This is a genomic window from Marinitoga hydrogenitolerans DSM 16785, assembly GCF_900129175.1.
Lineage (GTDB): Bacteria > Thermotogota > Thermotogae > Petrotogales > Petrotogaceae > Marinitoga > Marinitoga hydrogenitolerans.
Genome location: NZ_FQUI01000007.1, coordinates 21764 through 46544 on the forward strand (window position 1 = coordinate 21764; position 24781 = coordinate 46544).

The 24781-nt window shown below is 25.1% G+C and carries 23 protein-coding genes; 6 read left to right on the forward strand and 17 right to left on the reverse strand.

Translation table 11 applies throughout. The features are described from left to right. Positions 1-4 precede the first annotated feature (4 nt). The 10 genes from BUA62_RS03385 to BUA62_RS03430 form a co-directional block, all read right to left on the reverse strand. Positions 5-1372, reverse strand: a complete 1368-nt coding sequence (locus tag BUA62_RS03385; protein ID WP_072863454.1) for a GAF domain-containing protein — start codon at positions 1370-1372, stop codon at positions 5-7. An 11-nt stretch (positions 1373-1383) separates the two neighbouring features. After that, the gene (locus BUA62_RS03390; RefSeq protein WP_072863456.1) at positions 1384-1776 is read right to left on the reverse strand and encodes a response regulator; all 393 of its coding nucleotides are present in this window, start codon (positions 1774-1776) and stop codon (positions 1384-1386) included. 2 nt (positions 1777-1778) lie between these two features. After that, positions 1779-2921, reverse strand: a complete 1143-nt coding sequence (locus BUA62_RS03395; protein WP_072863458.1) for an HD-GYP domain-containing protein — start codon at positions 2919-2921, stop codon at positions 1779-1781. Then, positions 2911-3978 (reverse strand): chemotaxis-specific protein-glutamate methyltransferase CheB, encoded by a 1068-nt coding sequence (gene cheB, locus BUA62_RS03400; RefSeq protein ID WP_200782299.1) that lies wholly within the window; start codon positions 3976-3978, stop codon positions 2911-2913. The genes BUA62_RS03395 and cheB overlap by 11 nt, the downstream gene beginning before the upstream one ends. After that, entirely contained in the window at positions 3975-5420 is a 1446-nt protein-coding gene (locus BUA62_RS03405; RefSeq protein WP_072863462.1) for a chemotaxis protein CheW, read from the reverse strand. Before BUA62_RS03405 ends, cheB begins: the two co-directional genes overlap by 4 nt. A 12-nt stretch (positions 5421-5432) precedes the next feature. After that, positions 5433-7367: a methyl-accepting chemotaxis protein gene (locus BUA62_RS03410; RefSeq protein ID WP_072863464.1), complete on the reverse strand. Its 1935-nt coding sequence runs from the start codon at positions 7365-7367 to the stop codon at positions 5433-5435. 74 nt (positions 7368-7441) lie between these two features. Then, positions 7442-9340 carry a chemotaxis protein CheA gene (locus BUA62_RS03415; RefSeq protein WP_072863466.1) on the reverse strand — a complete coding sequence of 633 codons (1899 nt, stop codon included), beginning with the start codon at positions 9338-9340 and terminating at the stop codon, positions 7442-7444. 1 nt (position 9341) lies between these two features. Further along, positions 9342-9713, reverse strand: coding sequence for a response regulator (locus tag BUA62_RS03420; protein WP_072863468.1), 372 nt, complete (start codon positions 9711-9713; stop codon positions 9342-9344). Next, positions 9706-10548: a CheR family methyltransferase gene (locus BUA62_RS03425; RefSeq protein ID WP_072863470.1), complete on the reverse strand. Its 843-nt coding sequence runs from the start codon at positions 10546-10548 to the stop codon at positions 9706-9708. The genes BUA62_RS03420 and BUA62_RS03425 overlap by 8 nt, the downstream gene beginning before the upstream one ends. Further along, positions 10545-11588, reverse strand: coding sequence for a HEAT repeat domain-containing protein (locus tag BUA62_RS03430; RefSeq protein WP_072863472.1), 1044 nt, complete (start codon positions 11586-11588; stop codon positions 10545-10547). Before BUA62_RS03430 ends, BUA62_RS03425 begins: the two co-directional genes overlap by 4 nt. Positions 11589-11694: 106 nt before the next feature. Here BUA62_RS03430 and BUA62_RS03435 point away from each other — a divergent pair, with 106 nt between their 5' ends. Genes BUA62_RS03435 through BUA62_RS03450 form a run of 4 tightly spaced genes read left to right on the forward strand, consistent with a single transcriptional unit; the run spans position 11695 to position 14243 of the window. Next, complete coding sequence (locus tag BUA62_RS03435) at positions 11695-12066, forward strand: response regulator (protein WP_072863474.1); 372 nt, start codon at positions 11695-11697, stop codon at positions 12064-12066. After that, on the forward strand, positions 12048-12545 hold the full coding sequence (locus BUA62_RS03440) for a chemotaxis protein CheX (RefSeq protein WP_072863476.1): 498 nt from the start codon (positions 12048-12050) through the stop codon (positions 12543-12545). The genes BUA62_RS03435 and BUA62_RS03440 overlap by 19 nt, the downstream gene beginning before the upstream one ends. After that, the gene (locus BUA62_RS03445; protein WP_072863478.1) at positions 12535-13836 is read left to right on the forward strand and encodes a PAS domain-containing sensor histidine kinase; all 1302 of its coding nucleotides are present in this window, start codon (positions 12535-12537) and stop codon (positions 13834-13836) included. Before BUA62_RS03440 ends, BUA62_RS03445 begins: the two co-directional genes overlap by 11 nt. Before the next feature lie 2 nt (positions 13837-13838). Further along, the gene (locus BUA62_RS03450) at positions 13839-14243 is read left to right on the forward strand and encodes a response regulator transcription factor (protein WP_072863480.1); all 405 of its coding nucleotides are present in this window, start codon (positions 13839-13841) and stop codon (positions 14241-14243) included. 49 nt (positions 14244-14292) lie between these two features. On the opposite strand, the gene nadE is transcribed toward BUA62_RS03450, so the two are convergent. From nadE to BUA62_RS03475, 5 genes are read right to left on the reverse strand one after another with little or no spacing between them, the layout of a single operon-like run. Beyond that, positions 14293-15120, reverse strand: coding sequence for an NAD(+) synthase (nadE, locus tag BUA62_RS03455; protein ID WP_072863482.1), 828 nt, complete (start codon positions 15118-15120; stop codon positions 14293-14295). 24 nt (positions 15121-15144) lie between these two features. Next, the gene (locus tag BUA62_RS03460) at positions 15145-15552 is read right to left on the reverse strand and encodes a response regulator (RefSeq protein ID WP_072863484.1); all 408 of its coding nucleotides are present in this window, start codon (positions 15550-15552) and stop codon (positions 15145-15147) included. Further along, positions 15549-16556 carry an HD-GYP domain-containing protein gene (locus BUA62_RS03465; RefSeq protein ID WP_072863486.1) on the reverse strand — a complete coding sequence of 336 codons (1008 nt, stop codon included), beginning with the start codon at positions 16554-16556 and terminating at the stop codon, positions 15549-15551. Before BUA62_RS03465 ends, BUA62_RS03460 begins: the two co-directional genes overlap by 4 nt. Positions 16557-16575: 19 nt before the next feature. Then, positions 16576-19935, reverse strand: coding sequence for a response regulator (locus tag BUA62_RS03470; protein ID WP_072863488.1), 3360 nt, complete (start codon positions 19933-19935; stop codon positions 16576-16578). Between the two features lie 14 nt (positions 19936-19949). Next, positions 19950-21335 (reverse strand): hypothetical protein, encoded by a 1386-nt coding sequence (locus BUA62_RS03475; RefSeq protein ID WP_072863490.1) that lies wholly within the window; start codon positions 21333-21335, stop codon positions 19950-19952. Between the two features lie 175 nt (positions 21336-21510). On the opposite strand from BUA62_RS03475, the gene sdaAB reads away from it, so the two are divergent. Further along, positions 21511-22167: an L-serine ammonia-lyase, iron-sulfur-dependent subunit beta gene (sdaAB, locus tag BUA62_RS03480; protein WP_072863492.1), complete on the forward strand. Its 657-nt coding sequence runs from the start codon at positions 21511-21513 to the stop codon at positions 22165-22167. Then, entirely contained in the window at positions 22157-23020 is an 864-nt protein-coding gene (gene sdaAA / locus BUA62_RS03485; protein WP_072863494.1) for an L-serine ammonia-lyase, iron-sulfur-dependent, subunit alpha, read from the forward strand. Before sdaAB ends, sdaAA begins: the two co-directional genes overlap by 11 nt. On the opposite strand, the gene BUA62_RS03490 is transcribed toward sdaAA, so the two are convergent. Together BUA62_RS03490 and BUA62_RS03495 are read right to left on the reverse strand one after the other, a co-directional pair. Then, positions 23001-23855: a patatin-like phospholipase family protein gene (locus tag BUA62_RS03490; protein ID WP_084670678.1), complete on the reverse strand. Its 855-nt coding sequence runs from the start codon at positions 23853-23855 to the stop codon at positions 23001-23003. The genes sdaAA and BUA62_RS03490 overlap by 20 nt on opposite strands. 17 nt (positions 23856-23872) lie before the next feature. After that, entirely contained in the window at positions 23873-24763 is an 891-nt protein-coding gene (locus tag BUA62_RS03495) for a bifunctional enoyl-CoA hydratase/phosphate acetyltransferase (RefSeq protein ID WP_200782301.1), read from the reverse strand. Between the last annotated feature and the right edge of the window lie 18 nt (positions 24764-24781).

Sequence of the window (24781 nt, forward strand, 5' to 3'; positions counted from 1 at the left end):
CCATTTAATCATCTTTTGCAGGTATTTCTAATTTAAACAAGATTTCTTTCTCTTCTTTTAACGAATAATTGAAATTGATATGGTAATTATTTAACATAACCTTTGATATATTAATAGACTTTTCAAATTCTACAAAATTTATTGAAAGAAATGTACTTTTTATTTCTAAAATATAAAACATACCCTTTTTACACAAATCAACATTAAATATTTTATATTCATTAAACTTGGCATATTTCAAAACAGAAACAATAATATTTAAAACAGCATTTAAAAGTATTTTCTTTGAACCATATATAAATGCATCAATATATGTATTAATATTAAACTTTATATCTGGATCCAAAAAAACTAATTTTTTCTCTATTTCTTTTAGTAACCTTTTCAAATCAATTAATTCAATACTTTCTATATTATAAAATCTTGATTTATATGAAGACACTGCATTTTTTATTCTATTAATTAATTTTTTTATCTCATCTGCAGCATCAGGATATTGTTCCTCAAAAAAGAAAGTAATTAAATTTAAAGAGGTTAACGCACTATTTATCTCCTGAATCAAATCCCAGGATACAAAATTCATTAAAAGTGTTTCCTTAGCAAGATCTGAATAATTATCTAAAATTTTATTTAATTCCTCGGCATGTTTGATTAATAAAATCTTTTCAAAAAACTGTTTTATCTTCTCTACTATTTCTTCATCATATTCATAATAATACTTAATCTCAAAGTATTTATCTCTTATTTTTATTAACCCTTTTTTCTTGGGTAATCTGTGTTCAACAAATTTTATTTTTACGTCATATTTTTTTTCGAGTTTTAACGTAATTTCATTCATGAAGTCTATAACATTTTCTGTTTTCGAGTACGTTTCTACAATTAATTCCATTACATATACATAATTTTTAAATCTCTCTTTTTCTTTATGCATTTCTTCTAATAATATAATGTTATATATAGAAGGTAATAAATATTTTCTTTCTTTAAAAAGGTATTTTAAATCTTTTTCTACAAATTTTTCTTTTTCTCTATTTAAATTTATTATGCCAATTAATTTATCTTTAAAATATAGCGGAAAAATTATAGATGATATAATATCTTTCTTTTTTTTAGAAATATTAAAGTTTTCTAAATCTTCATCATTTATAATAATAGGTTCTTTTTTTTCCAATACCATTTTATCAATATTTCCTATAGAAATATTTTCTACATTAATCTTTAAATTTTTTTCAATTTTAAATATTATATCTTCCTTATCATTCATAACTATTAAGGAACCTGAGTCCACATTTAATTTATCAACAATTCTATTAAATATATCATTTATATATTCATCAAATTCCTTAAACGTTAAATTTGAAAAAAACCCCACTTTTTATCACCTCACAAAAGGCCTAAAGAACTCTTCCACCTTTTTACTCTTTTTACATTTTCTTTTACTATTTGAAGCATTTGTTCAGGTTCAAAGGGTTTTTCAATAAAATCTGTTGCTCCTAATGTTAATGCATGAAGGACATAATCAGGACTTGAATATGCTGTCATCATTATTACCGTTGTTAAAGGAGATAACTTTTTTGCTTTTCTTAATACTTCTATACCATCAAGATCTTCCATAATGATATCAAGCAAAATAACATCATATTCTGTATTCTTTATCATTTCAATAGCTTTAATTCCACCTTCTGCCAAGTCAACTTCATAATTAGCCTGTTCTAAAAATTTTTTTAATACGTTTCTAATAACATTATCATCATCAACTACTAATATTTTTCCCATAATTATACCTCCTCCAAAAAGCTGTTTATCTTTAAAAACTTAATAAATTCTTCTGTTAGATATGGATCAAATTGCTTACCTTTACTTCTTCTTAATTCGCTTATAGCTTCATTAATAGCAAATGCTTTTCTATACGGCCTTGTTGTTGTTATTGCATCAAATGCATCAGCTATAGTAATTATTCTCGACTCTAATGGAATTTCTTCACCATTTAACCCATCTGGATATCCTTTGCCATCCCATCTTTCATGATGATGCCTAATAATTTTCCCAATTCTTTCAAATCCTTCAAAAGAATTTACAAGTTCTTCTCCTTTTATCGGATGTTCCTTTATTTTTTCATATTCTTCTTTGGTTAATTTCTCTTTTTTCAACAATATTGTTTGAGGTATAGATAATTTTCCTATATCATGAAGAGCGCTTGCGAGAAATATATCATTTATTATATTTTCTTTTCCAATAGTTTTTGCAAGAGACGTTGCATAATAAGATACTCTTTCAGAATGCCCTTTTGTATATGGATCATAATAATCAATTGCTTTTAAAAAAGCAAATGCTGTATTTTTAAGATATTTCTTTTGTTTATTATATAATTCTCTTGACATAAAAAAAGTGGAGGCTATATTGCTTATTACTCTTATCAGTTCAATTTGATGTTGTTTAAAATTATTTTTTACTAAATCTAATATAATATAGCCGTGTAAAGTGAATGTTTTTATAGGTATAACCAGACTTTTTTCAACATTCATTATTTTATCCTTTATAACATTTATGTTTTTTATATTGTTATAATAAAAATTTTCAATTAATTTTATTTCATCTATTTTTTCCTTTAAAATTGCAATATTATAATAGAGTTTTTTACTGTGACCAAAAATTGAAATAAATCTAAAAACGTCGTCTTCTTTTTTTAATATACAACCATACTTAACTTCTGGCAACAATTCCACAAAAACTGATAATATTTTATTAAAGTATTTTTCCATAGAAACATCTATAGATATATTAGAGATTAAATCTACAACTTTAACAAATCTATTATTTAGTTCTTCTAACTCCTTATACGAATATTCAAGTTGCTCATAAGCATCTTCAAGTTCCTCTTTAAGCATTCTTAATTCTTCATATTTTTTTTCATAGTTCATTCCTTAGCCCAACCTTCATTATTATTTCTTTTGCTATATTATATGAAGGTAATACTTTATGTGTTCCTCCTAATCTAATAGCTTCTGCTGGCATACCAAAAACTACAGCCGTTTCTTCCGACTCTGCAATAGTATAACCCCCAGCCTTTTTTATTTTCACCATCGCATTTGCGCCATCATTTCCCATACCGGTCATTAAAACACCAACTGTTTTATTACCATAAACTTCTAATACGGATTCCATCATAATATCAGCAGATGGGATAAACAAATGATTTGGAGTTTTTGAAAGTAATATTTTTATTCCATCTATATCTTTTCTTACCTTTAAATGATAACCACCTCGACCTACATATACATAACCAGGTTTAATTTTCATATTTTCTTCTGCTTCAACAACCTTTAATTCACAATTCATATCTAATCTTTCTGCATAAGTTTTAGTAAATTGCGCTGGTATATGTTGTACTAAAAATACTGCTGCATTTAAATTTGCCGGTAATTTTGGTAATACATCATATATTGTTCTTGGACCACCTGTAGAAATTCCTATAGCCACTGCATAATAATCTGCATCTACTGCTGTAACAATTTCTTTTTTTTCTTTTGATTCAATAGATATCTCTTTTTCAGCAAAAAATTTTTTCTTTGCTTTTTCTGAAAGAGAAAATAAATATGCCGCATACATTTTTTTTATTAACTCGTCTTTTAAATAATATAAATCATCAGGCTTTTCAATATAATCAAATGCACCTAATTCTAAAGCTTCATAAGCTATAATAGAATGTCTTTCTCCAAGAGAAGATATAACTATAACTGGTATATTTTTTTTCTCTAAAATATATTGCAATGCGGTTAGCCCGTCCATATTGGGCATTTTTATGTCCATTAATATAACATCTGGATTTAATTCATTTGTTTTTTCTATAGCTTCAATTCCATCTCTTGCCATTCCAATAACTTTAAATCTTTCATCTGATTCAACCAGAGTTTTTAAAATTTTCCTTGTTAAAGGTGAATCATCAGCAATTAATACTTTAATAGATATAAAAATCACCTCGATTTTTTTAACTTATTATTTTTCATTTCAATACTTTTATTATTTTTTACTACTTTTGAATTCGATAATTTTTCATTTGTTTCTTCTTCATTTTTCTTCGTAATATTTTGAATCTTTTTATTCAAGTTCATTAACTCATTTTTATTAAAAATCTTTTTTAAATCGAGAATAAGAACAACATCTCCTTTATAATCTCCTGCTCCCATAACAAATTTATTGTTAGATTCAAATTCTATCTTGTTCATTTGAACAATTTCATTAACCTGATTAGTAAGAAAGCCTAACTTTTGGTTATCAATTGATACTATTATAACTCTTGAAAAATCTGTGATATCTGTAACTTTTCCCCATTTAAACCTTTTTTTTAAATCTATAATTGGAAAAATTTCCCCTCTTAAATTCATAAATCCTCTAACATAATCTGCAGAATTAGGAATTCTGGTAATTTTACCTAATTTATTTATTTCTATTATAGAATTCATTTCAATAGCATATTTTTCATTATCAAGTTCAAATAATATATATTTTTCTTTTTTTATAGTTTCTTCTTTCTTTGTGCATTTACTTTTTTTATTTAATACCCTTATATTATTATTTATAATAAATTTTGGATCTAAAATCATTACCGACATATTTTTATATTTTAAAAAACCTTTTAGATTTTTATTTTCTTTTATTGTTAATGGAATTTTTTTTATCTCAGGTGTTGATATAAGGAAATAAGTGTTATCAACAATCAATGCTACCTTTACGCCATCAACGTTAATAATAATAAGTTTTGTATATTCCGAAATAAACGTTTTCTTATTATACAAAAACATATTTAAATCCACTACAGGTAAAACTTCATCTCTTACTGTTATTATTCCTTTAACATATTTAGGTATTTTAGGAACTTTATTTGGAATAATATATTTTATTATTTCTTGAATATCATTAATTATAAATCCATATTTTTCATTATTTAATTCGAACACCATAACCTTTTTTAGATTTTCTTTCTGAATTTTCCTCTTGGTTTTTTTATTTAATTCTATTTTAGTTATATTTGTTTTTTTTATTTCAATTAATTTTTCTATATTCAGCAAAATATAATCCTTATTATTTTTTTTCAAAACAGAATCTATATATTTTGATTCTGATTCTATTTTACTGTCTATTTCATTAAGTATTCCTTTAGTTTTATCAACCATTATCCCAAATGGTGTTTTTCCATTTATAATTATTATTTTAGATAATTCATTATAATTACCATTATATCCTAAACGTTTTTTTAGATTAATAATTGGCAAAAGTTCCCCCCTTAAATTTATTAACCCTTCAATATAATCAGGAAGAAGTGGAATTTTCGTTATTTTTTTCATTTTAATAATCTCTCTAATTTTCATCATAGAAATGCAATAATTTTGATTATTAAGTGAGAAAACCAAATAATTCATATCAACACCCCATTAAAATTGCAAATCATTTGATTGATCAATAATTTCTTTGACAATATGCATCATTTCATTAATTCCTCTTTCGTGTTCACTGGAAGCTTTTGATGCTTCTTCAATCGAAGCAAATGATTCTTCAACGGCACTTTGAGCTTGTTCAACTGCTTTTCTGGATTGCTCTATTGCAATTACTATTTCAGAAATCGAATGTGAAATTGCTCTATATTTTTCTAATAAACCGTTTAAAGATTTTTCCATTTCTTTTAAAACATATACTGTTGAATTTGCTTCTAATGCTTCAGAATATGCTCTTTTTTGGTTTTCGTAAATGTTCTCTTGTGATGTCTTTAGATTTTCATTTATTTCATCTAAAACATCATTAATTGTTTCAAGGTTTTCCTCCGCATTGATGGATAAATTCCTTATGTCATTAGATACTACATTAAACCCTTTTCCATATTCTCCAGACCTTGCTGCTTCAATAAAGCCATTCACAGCCAACATATTTATTTGAAGTGACATTTTTTCCATCTTCGAAATTGTTTTTTCTATTTGCCTAAAATTAAACGATATTTTTTTTATATTAGAATATACATCAGAGAATTTAGTATTTGTTACATTCATACCTTCAATTAATTTATCTATCTTATTTTTATTTTCCTTTATTTTTTCAAATATATGTTTTAAATATTCTTCGTATTTTTTATTCATTTTCTGTAACTTATGTGATAGATCAACAAATTTAACCACAAGGTTATTCATATTATCCATTTCTTCAGAAAAAATAGATGATATTTTTTCTAATTGAGAAAGATGCTTTTTTATATTTTCAGATCCATTGTATGTTTCATCAATAATTCCAAACAATTCATCAATAGATGCTGACAATAATTCAATTGAAGATCTATCTTCTGTGGAATTAAGTATTTTTTCTGAAATATCCACTAAATTTTGTGTTGCATGTGAAATATCTACAAATGTTCTTTCTTCTTCCTGTAAAGAAATTGATATTTCTTCTGATTCTCTAGAAACCTGTTCAGAAAGGCTTACCACATTTTCTGCTGAAGCTAAATACTTCTCTGACAAATCTGCAAATGTGCTTATTATATTTATTTCTTCTAAAATATTTTCTTTAATTTCATCAAAATTCATTTTTAGTATTCCAAAATCTTCACTTATTTCTTTTCCATGTTGCCCCTGTTTTTCAAAAAAATGATTCAAATTTTCAACACTTTTCATTACAAAATCCATATTTTCTTTTAAATCATTTACATAAATATTAATATTTTTTGCATGCATTTCAGAAATTTCTGCAAGATTTCTAACCTCTTCTGCAACAACTGCAAATCCAACACCATATTCTTCAGCCCTTGCTGCTTCAATAGCTGCATTCAACGACAATAAATTCGTTTGATCTGCAATTAAAACTACAGTGTTTATTATTTCAATTATCTTTTCTGACTTTGTTTTCAAATCCACAATATTATTATTTGTTTCTTTATTAAACTCTATTGATTTATTAATAGAGTTTATAAGGTTTCCAACACTATTTATTGATTGTAATATTTGAACTTGAGATTTATCCGTTTCATATAAAATATCATTAGCAGATTTTTTTATTCCCTCTGAATTTTTGTTGATTTGATATATTGCTGCCCTTATTTCATGAATTGAATTTGATATTTGCTCTGTCCCAGCTGTAATCTGCATCATAGATTTAGAAAGTTCTTCCACACTTGAACTTAATTCTTCAACTGCTGCCAACAGTTCCTCAGAAGATGAAGTTAAATTTTCCGCTACAACCTGCCTTTTTAAATGTGATTGTCTCCTTGCTTTCTCTATTGCTTTTCTTCTTGCCTCTTCACGCTTTTTTTTCAATTCTTCATTTTTTATTTGACTAACATCGGTTTTTTTATGAGAATCTGGAACAAGCAATTTTTTATCCTCCATATTGTTTCCCCCTTCATGTCATTATTTTATAAATATTTCGACTCTTTATTTTAAAATGTATATTTTTAATTTAACTATTGTATTATTAAACCAATAGGTCTAAGTATTAAAACAACTTCTCCATTTCCTAAAATTGTAGAACCAAAAATAAAATTCTGTTTCAAATATTCTGGTAAAGGTTTTATTAGAAATTCATTCTCCTCAATAAATTTATCTATTAATATTGCTAAATTGTCTCCATTATAATTTATAATAATCATAGGCATTAAATCATATTCATATTCTCTTTGTATAATTTCTTCAAAATTATACATTTTATTCTCTAAAATCCCTTTTAGATCATACACTGGAATTAATTCACTGTTATATTCTGCAAATACCGTATTTGAATAATTATGTAATTTGTTTTTCTCTAATTTTATCACCTGTTCTATTTCCTCAAAAGGGAATATATATTTTTCCTTACCGCAATAGAACATTATTCCATCGATAATTGAAAGAGAACTTGGAATTTTTAAAATAAATTTTGTTCCTTGATTTAATTTTGTTTCAAAAGAAATAGATCCATTTAATTCTTCAATATTATTTTTAACAACATCCATACCAACTCCACGTCCCGATATTTCATTTATTGTTTCAGATGTACTAAATCCTGGTTCAAAAATATATTGTATTATTTCATCATCTGATAAATTTGTATTAAAACCTTTTTCTTTTGCTTTTTTCCTGATTTTTTCTGGATCAATTCCTTTTCCATCATCTATTATTTCAATTAAAACATAACCACTTTCATAATAAGTATTTATTTTTATTAAACCTTCTTTATTTTTTCCTAATTTTACCCTTTCATCAATAGTTTCAATACCATGATCAACAGCATTTCTAATCAAATGTGTTAAAGGGTCTACCAAACGTTCTAAAACTAATCTATCTATTTCTATTTCTCCTCCAGAAATTTCATAATTTATTTCTTTGTTCTGATTTTTTGATAATTCTCTAATTAACCTTTTATATTTATAAAGCAATTCTTTTATAGGTACCATTTTTAACTTTCTTATTTGATCCTGTAAATCTGTGGTTATTTTTTCTAAGTTCGAAAAAATTTTTTTATATTCTTTATACAAAGATGATGAAACATCCAATAATTCTTTTAATAGAAAAGAGGAAGAATTTTTTAATGTGATTAATTCACCAACTAAATTCATAATATTATTAAGTTTTTTAACATCAATTCTAATTGTATTAGAAAATTCTGGTTTATATTGCAATTCAGGTTTGTTTTCTATACCATTCTTAATAAATAATTTTTTATAAAATTCATCTATATTCTTTTTTGCAGAATCTCTATCCCCTTTTAATGCAAAATCTATTATTTTCTGAAAACTTTGTGTTAAATCTTCTTTTCCAAGGCGTTTTAATGCATTAATTGCCGGAAATGACATTCTTTTTAATTGTGATTCTTCATATTTTTCTGCCTTTTCTAAATATTCAAAAAGTTGTGAAGATATATTTAAAAAAACCTTTAATTTTCCATCAATTTCTTCTTTTTCATAAATTTTATTCTTGCTTTTTATTCTTTTTAAAAATGGTTTTATATCTATTGATTTTTCTTTGTTTTCAAATGATTTCAATAAACTTTTTAAAATATCTATACCTTCATAAATCTTATCTATATTTTTTACACCTTTTGGATTTTTTTCAAACATTAGTACATAGTCCTCAAGAGAATGGGATATCTTTTCTATTTTCTGAGCATTTTCTACATAATCCTCAGGGATATCCATAGATAATAATAATCTTGATACTCCCTTTATACTATGGAAAGCTCTCATTAAAGAATTTATAATCTCTGGAGCTGGATTGTTTTCAAATTCTATTATTGAATTTTCTGCAAAATTTATATTTTCACTCAATTCTTCCTTAAAATCTTTCAATACACCTTTAATAAAATCTTTATCAAATTGCATTTTCATATTATTCATCTCCAAGTGCAAGTTTCACGCTTTCAATAAGCGATTCAGGATCAGATGGTTTTACAATATAAAAGTTTGCTCCTACCTCAAATCCCTTCATTTTATCCGTAGATTTATCAAGTGTTGTAACTATTATTATAGGAACATTTTTATAAAATTCATCATCTCTAATTTTTTTTATTAAAGAAAATCCATCCAGATTTGGCATATTTAAATCTGTCAAAATTATATCTATTTTATCTTCTCTGTATAAAATATCCAAGGCTTTTGCTCCATCTTCAGCCTCATATATTTCATACCCAGCAGATTTTAAAATACTGGCGTGATAACTTCTTGTCATTTTTGAATCATCTATTATCAATACTTTAGGCATTGTTTTCTCCCTCCTTAAACGGTTTTCTATACAATATAAAGTCATTTGCTTTAACTATTTGAAATGCATTTGTTATTCTATTTATTGATTCTGAATGCCCTAAAAATATATATCCACCATCATTTAACATGAAATAAAATCTTTCAATGATTTTCCTTCTAATATCATCTGTAAAATAAATAAAGACATTTCTACAAAATATAAAGTCATAATCTTTATCCAATCTTTCATAGGTTGTATCTTCAATCATGTTTAAATTATAGATATTAACATTTTTTTTAATGAACTCTCTTATTTTATACAAACCATCATCTGTTTTTTCAAAATATTTTTTTAAATATTCTTTTGGAACATCTCTAACTGCGTATTTATTATATATACCTATTTTAGCCTTCTTTATCATATTATTATCTATATCAAATGCATCTATTTTGAAAGTATATTTCGATTCAAGCATTTCATTTAAAATTATAGATATTGTATACGGTTCTTCTCCAGATGCACATCCTGCAGAAAGAACTTTAATTATTCTATTATTTTTTCTGCTTAAAACATCTTTCAAGGCATATTCAGCAAACGTTTGCAACTGCTGAAATTCTCTAAAAAAATATGTTTCGTTTACTGTAATTTCATTTATAAGTTTTGATAATTCAATTTCAGAATATTCGCTATATTTTAAGAAATTAAAATATAGCATAAGATCATTTATTGCTAATTTTTTCATTCTTCTTAATATCCTGTTTTTAAAATAATATATTCTCTTATCTTCAATATATATACCTGTCTTTGAATATATATAATCTCTTATTTGGTTGAAGTCTAATACATTGATCATTCTTCCATCTCCCAATCTTCAAATGTTTCTTCAATTAAATATTTCATCTCTTCTGGAAGATTCATATTTAAAATCTCTTTTTTTAAAGATATTAACTTTTTCTCATTGATAATTTCTATTGCAGCAATTAATCCTGCTCCTTCTAAATGTTTAATATTTTCTTTTATCACTTCAATAATTTCATCTTCAAGTAGATTATCTAAAATCATTAAAATATCATATTTATATTCATTAGGAATATTCTCTTTTAAAAGAGCTGATAAGATACTTGCAATTTCTTTTCTTAATTTGGTATAAAGATATATATTGCGAGAATTTTTAGAAATGAATTCCAAAAATTCTTTTAAAATTAATTCCTTTTTCTCCGAGTTTTTAAAAAACTCTATACCTTTAAATATATTTTTTCTTTTAAAAATATATTTAGCATAGGGGAGATACAGATAAGGATTGGATATTGTTTTAAGTTTTTCTTCTATAATTTTATCGGTATTTTCGTTTCCAATAATTGAAAGAGTTTCTAATATTGTTGAAATTAAAAATAAATTTTTTGTATTTGATAGTTTTTTAGCAATCTTTTCAGCATAATCTTCTGCGCCAAGCAATCCAAGATATTCCACTGCCGCTATTTGATTATTTATATCTGGGTCATCAAGACATTTAGCTATTAGCGGAATAGCCTCTTTTGTATTAGTTCTATATAAACCATCCAAAGCGTATTTTCTAAAATCTTTGTCTTCTGATTCTAATAGTTTTCCTAAAACTTTAACCTTTTTTGATGTACTCAATATTGAAAGTACAAATTCCTTTAATAGCAAATTTTCCTCTTTTAAAAACTCAAAAAAAAGATCATCTGAAATATTATCTAAATTCAAATGTTTTAATGTATAAATTATGGATTCCTGAATAAGAATTTCATTTTCATATTTTAATAATTTAAATAATTCTTTGGCATACTCATTTTTATTATCCCTAAGAATAATTTCTAATGCTTTTAATATTTGATATTTATCAGATGAAAAAAGCATTTTTTTCAAATCCATTAACATTCACCCCAGATCAAATATTTGCTTTTTATTAAAAAAATAGTATAATATTAGTATATATTAAAATTATATCACAAAACAATTATCAAATGAAGGTGAAAATATGAAAATACTCCATATTGATGATTCTAATCTTTCTTTAAAAATGCTAAGGGTTTTATTGGAATCACATTTTGAAAATACCGAAATTATATCAATAAAGCCTGATAAATACAAAGAACATAAAGCTAAATTTAAAAAATATGATATGATTATTATTGATTTAACTATGCCTGTGATTTCTGGTTTTGAGATAATTGAAGATTTAAAAAAAGAAAATATCGATATTTTTAAAGTTGTATATTCTTCTAATGTTCAAAATATTGTAAAGAAAAGACTCTCAAAAGATATAAATTTATTTTTAGAAAAACCTGCAAATAAGGAACAAATCAAATTATTAAAAAGGATGTATGAATTATGGAAAGAAAAAAAATAATTATAGGAATTAAAAAATCGGAAACAGTTTTAAGAAATTTAACTGGTATGGATATTATTATGGAATTCGATAAATTACTAATATCGAAACTAAATAATATTATAAATAATAAATCTTATACCTTATATCAAACGGCAATAAGTAAAGAAAAAAAATGGGACTTTTATTTCACCATGCTTTCAGACGAATTTTTAAAATTTCTGGCTTTAGTAGAACACTACTCACAAATTGACACCATTGAAGCAGAAGATGTTTTAGATTCTTTTTTAGAAATTGGCAATATAATTTGCGGAAATGTTATAAGTGTTTTAACCAGTGGTCATAATGAGGTTAAATTCGCTATTCCTATATTGCTTAAATCCTCAGAAATTAAATCGTTAACGGTAAATGCGATAAAAATCAAATTTGAAGTGAAGGAAACAGATATTACTGGTTATTTATTATTCGCCTTTAATGAAGGTGACAGAAATGTATATTGATATTGACTACATTTTAATTCCAATAGCTGTTATTAATGAAAATGGAGAAATCATAAAGAGTAATTTATCTTTTAAAAATTTTTTTGATAATAAAAATTTCTTTGAACTACTAAACAAAAATTTTATTAATATAATCAAAAATATTTTAAAAGAACGTGGTCTATTTTTTAGTATTGAAAGAAAAAACAAAAAAATATTAAAATCAAACTATTTCTTCACCATAAATATTCATCCTATTAACGATCTTTTCATTGTTGAATTAACACCGAAAAACAAAGAAATTATTGCAGAAAGCTCTTTTAATAAAAAAATATCTATGCTTTATTCTTTAATCAATTTTACAATAAAGATTCCTAACCTTTATTATTCATTAAAATCTCTTAATAAAAAGGAAGTTATAGAAAACTTTATTAATCTTCTAATTGAATATAATCTAATTTCTAACTATTCTGAAGAAAAAAAATATAAGCATTATTTTGAAATATTTGATACTAAATTTTATTATGATATAACAGAAGATATTCCTATAAACATTAAAAATTTTATTATAAAGATTATAGATATTCATTCCCAAGCATTAGAAATAATGTTTAAAAACATATACTCTCAAAAAAAGAGTTTTGATTATTTGAGTATTGCAAATAATTTAATCGTTGGTATGTTTCATGAAATAAATAATCCATTATCAATTATATTAATGGAAACAGAAATGCTTTCTGCAAAGATTGATGAAAAATATCAAAAAGACCTTAAAATAATTTCTGATAATTTATATAGAATTATTGAAATAACAAAATTATTTAAAAGTCTTGTTAAAGGTGATGAAATACAAATAAAATTAAATTTAATAGATATACTAAAAGATGTTGTTAAATTTATGCGTTATAAAGCTAATCAAAAAATTCAAATAAATTTATATGTCGATTCATGGAAACCACATTATATTATTGGAAATCGCCAGGAATTGATGATTGTATTTTCGAATTTAATAGAAAATGCTATTGAAGCTATACAAGAAACTGAAAAAAATGGAATTATAAATATATCCTTAAATGAATTTCCTACTTTTTATAACCTTATTATTGAAGATAATGGTATAGGTATTTCAGAAGAAAATATAAATAGAATATTTGAACCTTTCTTTACAACAAAATCAAAAAGAGGTATGGGTTACGGATTATTTTTTGTATATAATATTTGCATGAAACATAATATTGAAATAAATGTCGATAGCACTTTAGGTAAAGGCACAACCTTCATTTTAAAAATACCTAAAATAAAGGAGGAGTGATTATGGCTTGGAAAGTTTTAATTGTTGATGATGAACCTGGAATAAGGGATGTTTTAAAAGATTATATAGAAATGAATTTCGAACATACAAAAATTGAAACTGCTGAAAATGCCGATATTGCATTAAAAAAAATAAACGAAGATCAATATCATGTTGTTTTACTAGACATTGTTATGCCTGGATTAGATGCTTTTGAATTTTTAAAAAAAGTAAAGGCTTTAAATTCATTAATACATGTAATAATGATTACTGGAAATTCCACAATGGAAAGGGTGCTTGAAGCTATTGAATCAGGTGCTGATGATTATATACTAAAACCTTTTTCAACAAAAGAAATTGAAGAAATATTAAAATGTTCCTTTGCAAAAATTGAAAGATGGAGAAACGCATTCAAAAACTCATTCTAACAGAAAACCTTTATAGGTTTTCTGTTAGTTTTTTTCCAACTAACAAACTTTATCTTAAATGAAGATTTTTTATTTCTCTATATTTTGCTGCATCTAAAATTTTCTTTACTTTTTTTACCATTTCATCATTCTCATCTGATAAATCTTCTTTATTTTCTAATTTAATCAAAATTCTATCCAAATCTGCATAACTTATTCCCATAGCATATTCATCTGTAATTCCAGGAACTAAATCTGGTGATGGTGATTTATATATTATTTTTTCTGGTATTCTTAATTCTTTTGCTATTTCAAAAACCTGTGTTTTATATAAATGCATAATAGGTTCTATATCAACTGAATCATCGCCATATTTTACATAAAATCCTGTTTTTAATTCTGATTTATTTGTTGTACCAATTACTGCATAATTTAATTGTTCTGCATAAAAATATAATAAAATCATTCTAACTCTATGTTTTGATCTATAATATGCAAGACCTTTTAAAAATTTTTCATCTCCTTTATTCATTAAATCATTTATATAACGTCTTTTTTCAAATTCTTTTTTGACATAATTTTCTTGTATTTTTCTTGGAATGAAGAATGTAGGCGGTTCTAATCTATACACACCCATCTTCCTTAATATTGGAGATATATTAACTATTTTATATTCTATATTTAAAAATTCACATACTAATTTTGCATCATTTAATGTCTCTGGAGACGAATCTCTTTCAGGCAAAATTAAACCTTTAACTCTTTCTTTTCCAAGGGTATCTACACATAATTTTCCAACAACTGCTGAATCTATTCCACCGCTAATTCCTATCATAGCACCATTATATTCATATTTATCAATGTTATCTTTAATAAAGTTTTTAATTTTTTCAATCATAACTTTTCCCCCTTAAGTTTTTTACTATAATGTGTTATTCAACACATGTTTCCATCTATGCAATTTTCTAATGCTATATTCTAAAACATCTTTAACATCATCAATTGAAAATGGTTTAATAATATAATCATCAGCTCCATTCTTTATAGCTTTTATTATATTATCATAATTATTATGAGCTGTAACTATAATCACCTGTATCAATGGATTAAGTTCTTTAATCTTATTCAAAAATTCAAATGAATCCATGCCCGGCATCATTATATCAAGAAAAATTATATGTATAGCTTTCCTCTCATTTAACATTTTTAATCCATTATCTGCATTTTCTGCTTGAAAAATCTCAACGTCATTAACTATATTTAAAATATATTCCTTTAAAAACTCCCTTGATGTAAATTCATCATCAACTATCATTATCTTCCACTTCAATTTAACTTTCCCCCTTCGTAAAATGTTTTTATTTTATCTTTTATTTTAAATAATGTTTCAACTACTTTTGGTGAATACATTATTCCACTAAGCCTTTTTATTTCATCAAAACCTTCTTTTAATTCTCTTTTATCTTTATATATTCTTTTGGAAACTATTGCATCAAAACTATCTACAACTCCTACTATCAACCCTTCTATTGGTATCTCATTACGTTTTAATCCTCTTGGATAACCACTTCCATCCCATCTTTCATGATGAGTTATTGCAATTGATGCTGCTAGTTTTAATATAGATGATTCGGATTTTGATAGAATTTTATATCCTATTGCTGCATGATCTTTCATCACTTCATATTCTTCTATTGTTAACTTTCCTGGTTTTAATAATATATTATCTCGAATACCTATTTTTCCTATATCATGTAATGGTGCTGCAAAATAAATCTCATTTATTAAATTACTATCTAAATTCATCGCTTGTGCTATTAATTTTGAAAGACTCCCCACTCTTTTTGTATGCTCATATGTTTCATCATCTCTGAATTCAGACACAAGATACATTTTTTCAAGAAGTTCAAAAACCAAATTTTGATTTTTTTTATATAAATTCTCAAGATTTTCAAGTGCCACAATATTTTCATTTAATAGAGATGCGAAAAATTGATTTTTATTTTCGTAAAATATTTTTACTTTTAAAATTGTATTCAACCTTATTTTTAATTCATCAAAATTAACTGGCTTTATTAAAAAGTCATCTGCTCCATTTTTTGCTGCTTGTTTTAAATCGCTTTCATTTGTCGCCGTTGTAAGAATAATTATAGGTGTTGGTATATTCATATCTCTTATTTTTTTTATAGTCTCAAAACCTCCCATAACAGGCATATATATATCCATAAGTATTACGGATACAGCTTCTTTTTTCAATATTTTCAAGGCTTCCTTTCCATTTGATGCAATAATAGGTTCGTAATTTAATTCTCTTATATATTCTGATATTATCAAACATGTGGTTGAATCATCATCAACTATTAAAATTTTTTCCGTTTTTTATCCCTCCATCCTTTAAAAATTTTTCTATAATTTCTTTTAAAATTTCAAATTCTCCTAACAGCTCTTCAAAATTTTTTTCTGTATTTTTTTTATTCTGGTTTATTTCAATTTTTTCTGCTATTTTTGCCAATTTATTCGCTGAAACATTTCTCGATGAGCCTTTTATTGTATGTGCATAAAATTTAATATTTTCCTCTTCATCTTTATCCAACGCAATTTTTAACTTTTTTATATTTTTTTCTGTGTCATCTATATATTTTTCTAAAATTTTCAAAGCCAAGTCTCTTTTATTTAATACTCTTTTCATAAATTCTTCTTTATCAAAATGAGTATTTTGGAGAAAAATTCTTTCATCTTGGTTTTCAATAAACTTTTTATTTAAACTTTTGCAATATTTTTTTATTATTTGTAAAAGTCTCTCTATTTCTATTGGTTTTGTTATAAAATCATTCATCCCACTTTTTATTGCTTCTTCTTTATATTGGAGTATTAAATGAGCTGTCATAGCTATTATAGGGATACTTTTATTAAATTCCCTTATTTTTTTTGTTGCTTCATATCCATTCATCACTGGCATTTGTATATCCATAAAAACTATATCGAAATAATTATTTTTTATCATTTCAATTGCTTCTTCACCATTTTCAACTGTAATAACTGTAGGTCCTAATGATTCTATTATTATTCTTCCAACTTCTCTATTTATTTCATCATCATCCACATACAATATTTTTATTTCATTGGATATTTTAATCTTCTCTTCATCATTTTTTTGTTTTATAATTTCAGGTTTAAAAATAGATATAATACTATTTATTAAATCATTTCTTTTTACAGGCTTTCCTATAATAGCATCAAATTTATAATACTTTATTTCTATTTCAATATCTCCATCTTTATTTAAAATAGATGATAATAATATTTTCTTTACTTTTTTTAAATCTTTATCTTTATTCATTTCCTCCGCAAGTTCCAAACCTGTCATTTCCGGCATTTGTCTATCAGTCAATAATATATCGTATCTTTTTAACTTTAATTTTTTTAATGCCTCTATACCATTTCTGGCTTCAACACATTTCATACTCAAACTTTCAATATATTTTCTTATTATAAACCTATTTGTTTTGTTATCATCCACAATTAATACGTTCTTTTCCGAAAATTTTATAATTTCATCAATTTCAAAAGATTCTCTACTTTCAATTTTGAATGGTAATTTGACTAAAAATGTTGTTCCTATATTTGGAACAGACATTACTTCAATTTCTCCATTCATTAATTTCACCAATTTATATACAATGCTTAATCCTAATCCTGTTCCTCCATAAAGACGTGATGTTTTAGATTTTTCCTGCACAAATGGCTGAAAAATTTTTTTTATATTTTCATTTCTGATCCCAATTCCTGTATCAATTACTTCAAAATTAATTATTATATCGTTTAAATCCATATTCTTTTTTTGAGTAGTTACCTTTAAATACACTTCTCCTTTTTCTGTAAACTTTATGGCATTATTTACTAAATTATTTAAAATTTGCTTTAATTTGGTTGTATCTCCTTTTAAAACTTTTGGAATATTTTCATCCACATAAAAATTTAATTCAAGACCTTTATTATATGCAATATATGCATTTGTATCTATTATCTCCGCTATTTCTTTTTCAATATCAAAATATATTTCTTCAAAATATATTTCATTTGATTCCAATTTTGATAAATCTAAAATATCATTAACAAGGCTTGATAAAAGTTTGGCACTATTGTTTAACATATCTAAATATTTTTTTTGTAAGTCATTTACTTTTGTATTTTTAAGTATATATATCATTCCTATTATTCCATTTAATGGTGTTCTTATATCATGACTCATATTTGCAAGAAACTCTGTTTTTATATTACCAGCTTTTTCTGCCTTTTTCTTTTCATTAATAGACAAAGCTAAAAAAATTCTATTCTTAAAATAAATACTGCTTAAGTTTCCTAATATTTCCAATATTTCTAAAGATTCTTTAGAAAAATCATTTTCATCTTTTTTATCAATACATATATTTATGTAAAAATCATCTTTTATCTTAACACTATATATGGCGGATTTTTTAATTTGCTTTGATGCATTTTCTAATATCTCTTTATTAATTCCATCATATTTATCCAAAATGTTGTCAGCTATAACTATTTTTGAATTAATACCTTCTTTAAAATTATCACTTACCATATGAATTTTTCTTAACATTTCTAAATTATGTCCCACTGCACTAAGAAAAAATACTTTATTTTTATTTTTTAACATTACGCTACCATAGTCAGCCTCCGGAATTATCTCTAAGATTTCACTTAATATTCTTTTACTAAACTGTTGTATTGTATATTTACTTTCTGAAAACTCTGATATGATGCTTACTATTTTAGAAAATTTTATAAATAATCTTTTATTCATTTTCAATAAATCTTCTGTTATTTTATTTTGCAAATTCAACTCATCATTATGTTTTTTTAATTTTATCAAAGATTTTTCATATCTCATTTTATAAATAGCCGCTGTAAAAAATACTGCGATAAAAATTACCATAAATAGCATAAATAGATAATATAGCCATTTTGGGATTTTCATTGTTACTCCATAAATATATTCATCCAATAATTTATAATATATTGAATTTTTATCATTTTTATATTCAGTAAGATAATCATCAATTTTATCTAATATTCCTTGATTTAAATTATTGCTATTTTGAATTAACAGTCTTATAGGAAACACTTCCATTCTAAACCCAAAAAGATTATGTAATAATTTTTCCATATCTTTTGGTGGAATTATCGCAAAATTTGTCTCATCTTTTTTTAATTTATCTATTTTTTCTTCTAATGTATTCACTTCTATAATTTTACCCAGTTCACTAAATACCTCATAAAAATCTGTTAAAAAATCTCCTTTTTTTAACACAAATATCTTATTTTTTGTTTTACTGATTTCAATATCTTTTTTATGTAATACTCCCATATATGTAAGAAACAAACCGTTTTTCAATTTTGTTTTTTCATCTTTTTCATTAACAAACATCTCAATAAAAAACTTTGGTAATAAATCTATTTCATTGTTATCTAGTTTATTTTCTAATTCTGCTTTTGTTCCATATATAAATTCAATATTCCATTTTTCTTGTTTTGCAATTTCTCTTAATAAATCTACTACAAAACCTTTAAATATATAATGAAAATTTCCATTTTCTGTATAAAAAAAGGGTGGTGTGTTGTATATTCCAACTTTCAATGTAGTTCCAAATATTGAAATAGAAAATATTATAATAAAAAAAATCATTATTTTTCTCATGGTTTCACCCCAAATTATTTTATAGGTATAAAAATTTTAAATATCGTATTTTTTGTATTTTCAATTTTTAATTTCATATGAAAATTATCCAGAGTTTGTTTGATAATATTAATATCAATATCTTTTTCTTGAATTATTATATTTTTTAAAAAAATTTCTATAACGCCACATCTCTCATCTTTTTTATATATTTTAATTATTATTTCTTCTGTATATTTTTGAAAATGTAGTATTTTAAAAATTTCAACAATAAAAGATATCAATGTGTTTTCAAAAATTTTTTTATCTATATATAATTCTATATCTTCCTTAACATTTTTTTCCATTTTAAAATTTAAAATTCTTAATTTATCAATTATTTCTTTCATAAATTTACTTAATGAGATCTTAGAGATCTCTGTTTTTATAAATTCTTTTTTATATGCAGTAATGGAATTTTTTATTCTATCAAGTGAAGGAATAATTTCGGAAAGTTCATTTTTGCAATTATCATCAATTGTATAAAGGGATAAGTATATGCTAGAAAGAGCACTGTTTATTTCTTGGAAGACTTTCCAGGATGTAAACCTAAGCATTAAATCTTCTCTGGACTCTTTTAAAATCTTTTCTATCTTTTTATCTATTTCTTCTAATTTCTTTAACCTTAATAGTTTTTCTACGAACATAAGTATATTAATATATTCTGTTATATCTACCTGTCTTTTTTCTTCAAAAAAATCTAAAACATTTAATTCATCTGTATATTTTATTTCTATATTATAATATTCATCATTTACTTTTATCGAATATTTTCCCTTTTCTTTCGTTCTTTTAATATAAATATCAATATGAAATTCTTTTCTCAGATTTTCAATTAAATGTTCTATAAATCTTTCCTGGGTTTTTGTTTTTTCAAAAATATTTAGTATTAAACTTATTAATTTAGTTTGATTTTCAAAAAAAGTTTTTTGAGACGCTATCTTTTTTATATAAAATATATTTGATATGGTTGACATCAACAATTTTTTATGATTTTTTAGTATTTCAATCTCTTTAGTCTCATAAAAAGAATCTTTTTTATTTAAATTAATAATACTCAACAACTCTCCATTAAGATATATTGGAAATATTATTGCGTCTTTAATACCTCTTTTTAGGTGATCTTTTAATCCTGATATTTTTTTTATATCTGACAAATGAATAAGATTTTTATTTTTTAAAGCCCACTTATCTATTATTCCAATATCCAAAGATTCTATATGAATATTGATATTTTTTAAGCTTTTAAAAATAACTTTTTTATTATGATTAAAAACAAACATAGACCCAGAATACGAATTTGTTTTTAATAATATATCATCAAATAATGTTAATAAATTCTCTTCAATTGTTTTAAATGGTATTTCAGAATAAAATTCCATAAATATCACTTCTTTACAAAAAATAAATATTTGTTATCATCTATATTATATATTTTTTTTATAAAGATTGCAACTTTTTTATAATTACATCTTTATTTCTCTAACTTCATTATCTAATAATTATTTAAAATTAATATGATATAATTAGTAAAACATATATTGAGGTGATCTTATTATGTCTATGTTAGATGTTGTTGGTCCTGTAATGGTTGGTCCATCTAGTTCACACACACTCGGTGCATTAAAGATTGCAAGATTCGCTTATAAATTGTTTGGTGAAAAACCCGAAAAGGTTGAATATTATCTACATGGTTCTTTTGCAAAAACATATTTGGGTCACGGAACAGATAGAGCCTTAATTGCTGGTATTTTAGGATTACGGGAATATGATTATGAAATAAAAAATGCCTATAACCTTGCAAAAAAACAAAATTTAAAATATTCGTTTATTGAATCTGATCTTGGTGACGTTCATCCTAACACTGTTCTAATAAGAATGTTTAAAGATAAAAAAATAAATGAAATACAGGGAGCATCTGTTGGCGGTGGCGCAATAAAAATAACCAAAATAAACGGTGTTGATTGTGATCTCTCAGGAGATTATAATACATTAATAATCGTTAATAAAGATATAAAAGGAGCTTTGGAAAATATTCTAAAAATAATACATGTCAACGTTGCCAATCTGTATTTAAAAAGAACAAATATTATAGAAGGGAAATCTTTAACTATTTTGGAATTAGATGAAAAACCCATTAATTTAAATGAATTAGAAAAATTAGAATGTGTAATAAAATATTTTTATGTTGGAAGTGATAAAGATGAAATTTAATCATATATTAGAAATGTGGAAAGAAACAAAAATACCTTTTGATGAAATAATTTTGACTGAAGAAATGATTGAAACTGGGATGGATCCTGTTATTATAAAAAATAATATGAGAAAATTAGTAGAAGTCATGCTTACTGAAGCGGATCAAAATTATGGAAAAAAACACGAAAGTTTAACCGGACTAACAGGTAATAATGCTGAAAAGTTCCTTAAACACACACCAAAAATGCTAAGCGAATTCAATTATGTAGCAACAATCACTGCTCTTTCAACAGCAGAAAATAACGCATCCATGGGTAGAATTGTTGCTTGCCCTACTGCAGGTGCTTGTGGAATTGTCCCAGCTATATTATATGCTTTAAAAAAGGTTTATAATGCAAATTTTGAAGAACTCCTTTCTGCTTTTATAATTGCAGGAGCTATTGGAAATATAATAGCTAAAAAAGCTACAATATCTGGTGCAGCTGGCGGATGTCAGGCTGAGATAGGGACAGCTACTGCAATGGCTTCTGCAGCATTAACCTATTATTTTTCCAAAGATGCCGAAAAATGTGGTCATGCTGCTTCATTAGCATTAAAATCATTAATGGGGCTTGTTTGCGATCCAGTTGGTGGATTTGTAGAGGTACCTTGTGTTAAAAGAAACGCATCAGCCGCTAATATTGCTATATCCACATCAGAAATGGCATTATCTGGCATTGAAAGTGTAATTCCTTTTGATGAGGTTGTTGATGCAATGTATAGAGTAGGAAAAATGATGCATGAAGATTTACGAGAAACAGGTAATGGAGGAATAGCTGCTACTCCTACTGCAAGAAAATTAGTAGAAGATATTAAAAAAAGCTGGAAATAACTTTTGCATCTTCATATCCCATTTCTATTAAAATTTCTGAATAATTTGGAGAAAAATTAAGTGGAAATGGAACAGAGTCTGAGGGTCTTATTATCAATATATTTTTTTTTGTTTTTAATATGGCATATAATATAAAATCTGTTGGTGTATCTATTACAGGAAAAACAGCAATTACTTTATTATAACCATATTTATCTGCTAAAAATGCTGGATATGTGTTTGAGAAAACACCGCCATCTGTATATTTTTTTCCATCTATCTCTATTGCACCAAATAAAGGATAACTTGCACTTGCGAATATATAATCAACCATTTTTCCTTTCATTTCTTCTTTTCGAATAAAGACTGGTTTAAAGTCAGTTATATTAAAGGTTAATATTCCATAATCGTATTTGGAATTTAAAATTAATTCCTCCGATATAATTTCATTTAAAAAATTATACAATGGTGAAGGGTCAAAAATAAATGGTTTTAATTTATAATGATGATTTTTTGTATCAAGGTCAAAAATGTCTTTATCATCAATATTTTTCCAGAGTTTTTCAATTTCGCTCAATTTTCCCATAACATATCCAGCACCATTTAATGCGCCTACCGAAACTCCATAAACACCCTCTACTTCAATATTATTCTCTACCATATATTTTAAAACACCTATTTCATAAGCACCTGCTGCTCCCCCACCACCAAGGACTAATAGTGTTTTTGAAAAAATGTTAATACTTAACAGTATCGCTAATATTACTAATGTTTTTTTTATGCTCTCACATCCCTTTTTTATTTTTATCTCTGATATTTCTATTATAACATAATAAAAACTCCCCTGAAAAATCAGAGGAGTTTAATCTTTTTTTATTTTTCTGCTTTTAATACTGCTAAAGCTAATGAAGCTAATTTTGATTCAGCTGTATCTGCCCTTGAAACAATAACTATTGGAGCTTTTGCACCTAAAACTAACCCGGCAATTTTTCCATTTGCAAGATATACTGCTGATTTTCCTAAAACATTACCCGCATGAATATCTGGTACTACTAAAATATCAGCATGACCAGCTACTTCACTATTTATCTTTTTTATTTTTGCTGCCATTTCGCTTAAAGCATTATCCAATGCCAAAGGTCCGTCTATTGTACAGTCTTTTATTTGTCCTCTTTTATTCATTTGAGTAATTATTGCTGCTTCAAGAGTTTCTGGCATATCAGGATTTACAACTTCTACTGCAGCTAATAATGCCACTTTTGGGTTCTCTATTCCCATAGAATGTGATAATTCTACTGCATTTTTAATTATTGCCACTTTTTGATCCAATGTTGGCTTTATTATCATTCCTCCATCTGTTACTATTTTTAATGAATCCAATGCTGCTGTTTCTATCAAGGCTACATGACTTAATACACTTCCTGTTCTTAATCCCCACTCTTTATTCAAAACTGCTTTCAAAAGTTTTGATGTTTTTATTAAACCCTTCATCACAATATCTGCAGCACCTGATGAAACCAATCTTACACCCTGTTCTGCTGCTGCTTCTTCGGTTCGTGTATCTATAATATCGAATTCTCTTCCTAATTCTTTTAAATTTTCTTCTATAACTTCTTTTTTTCCCACTAAAACTGGTTCAATAAAACCTTCATCATATGCTGCGGATACTGCTTTTAATGCTTCTTTATCTTCAGCACCAACAACTACTACCCTTTTTTTGCTAACAGTTTTTGCTTTTTCTATTACGTTCTTTAATGTTTTCACTTGCATTCCCCCTTGCAA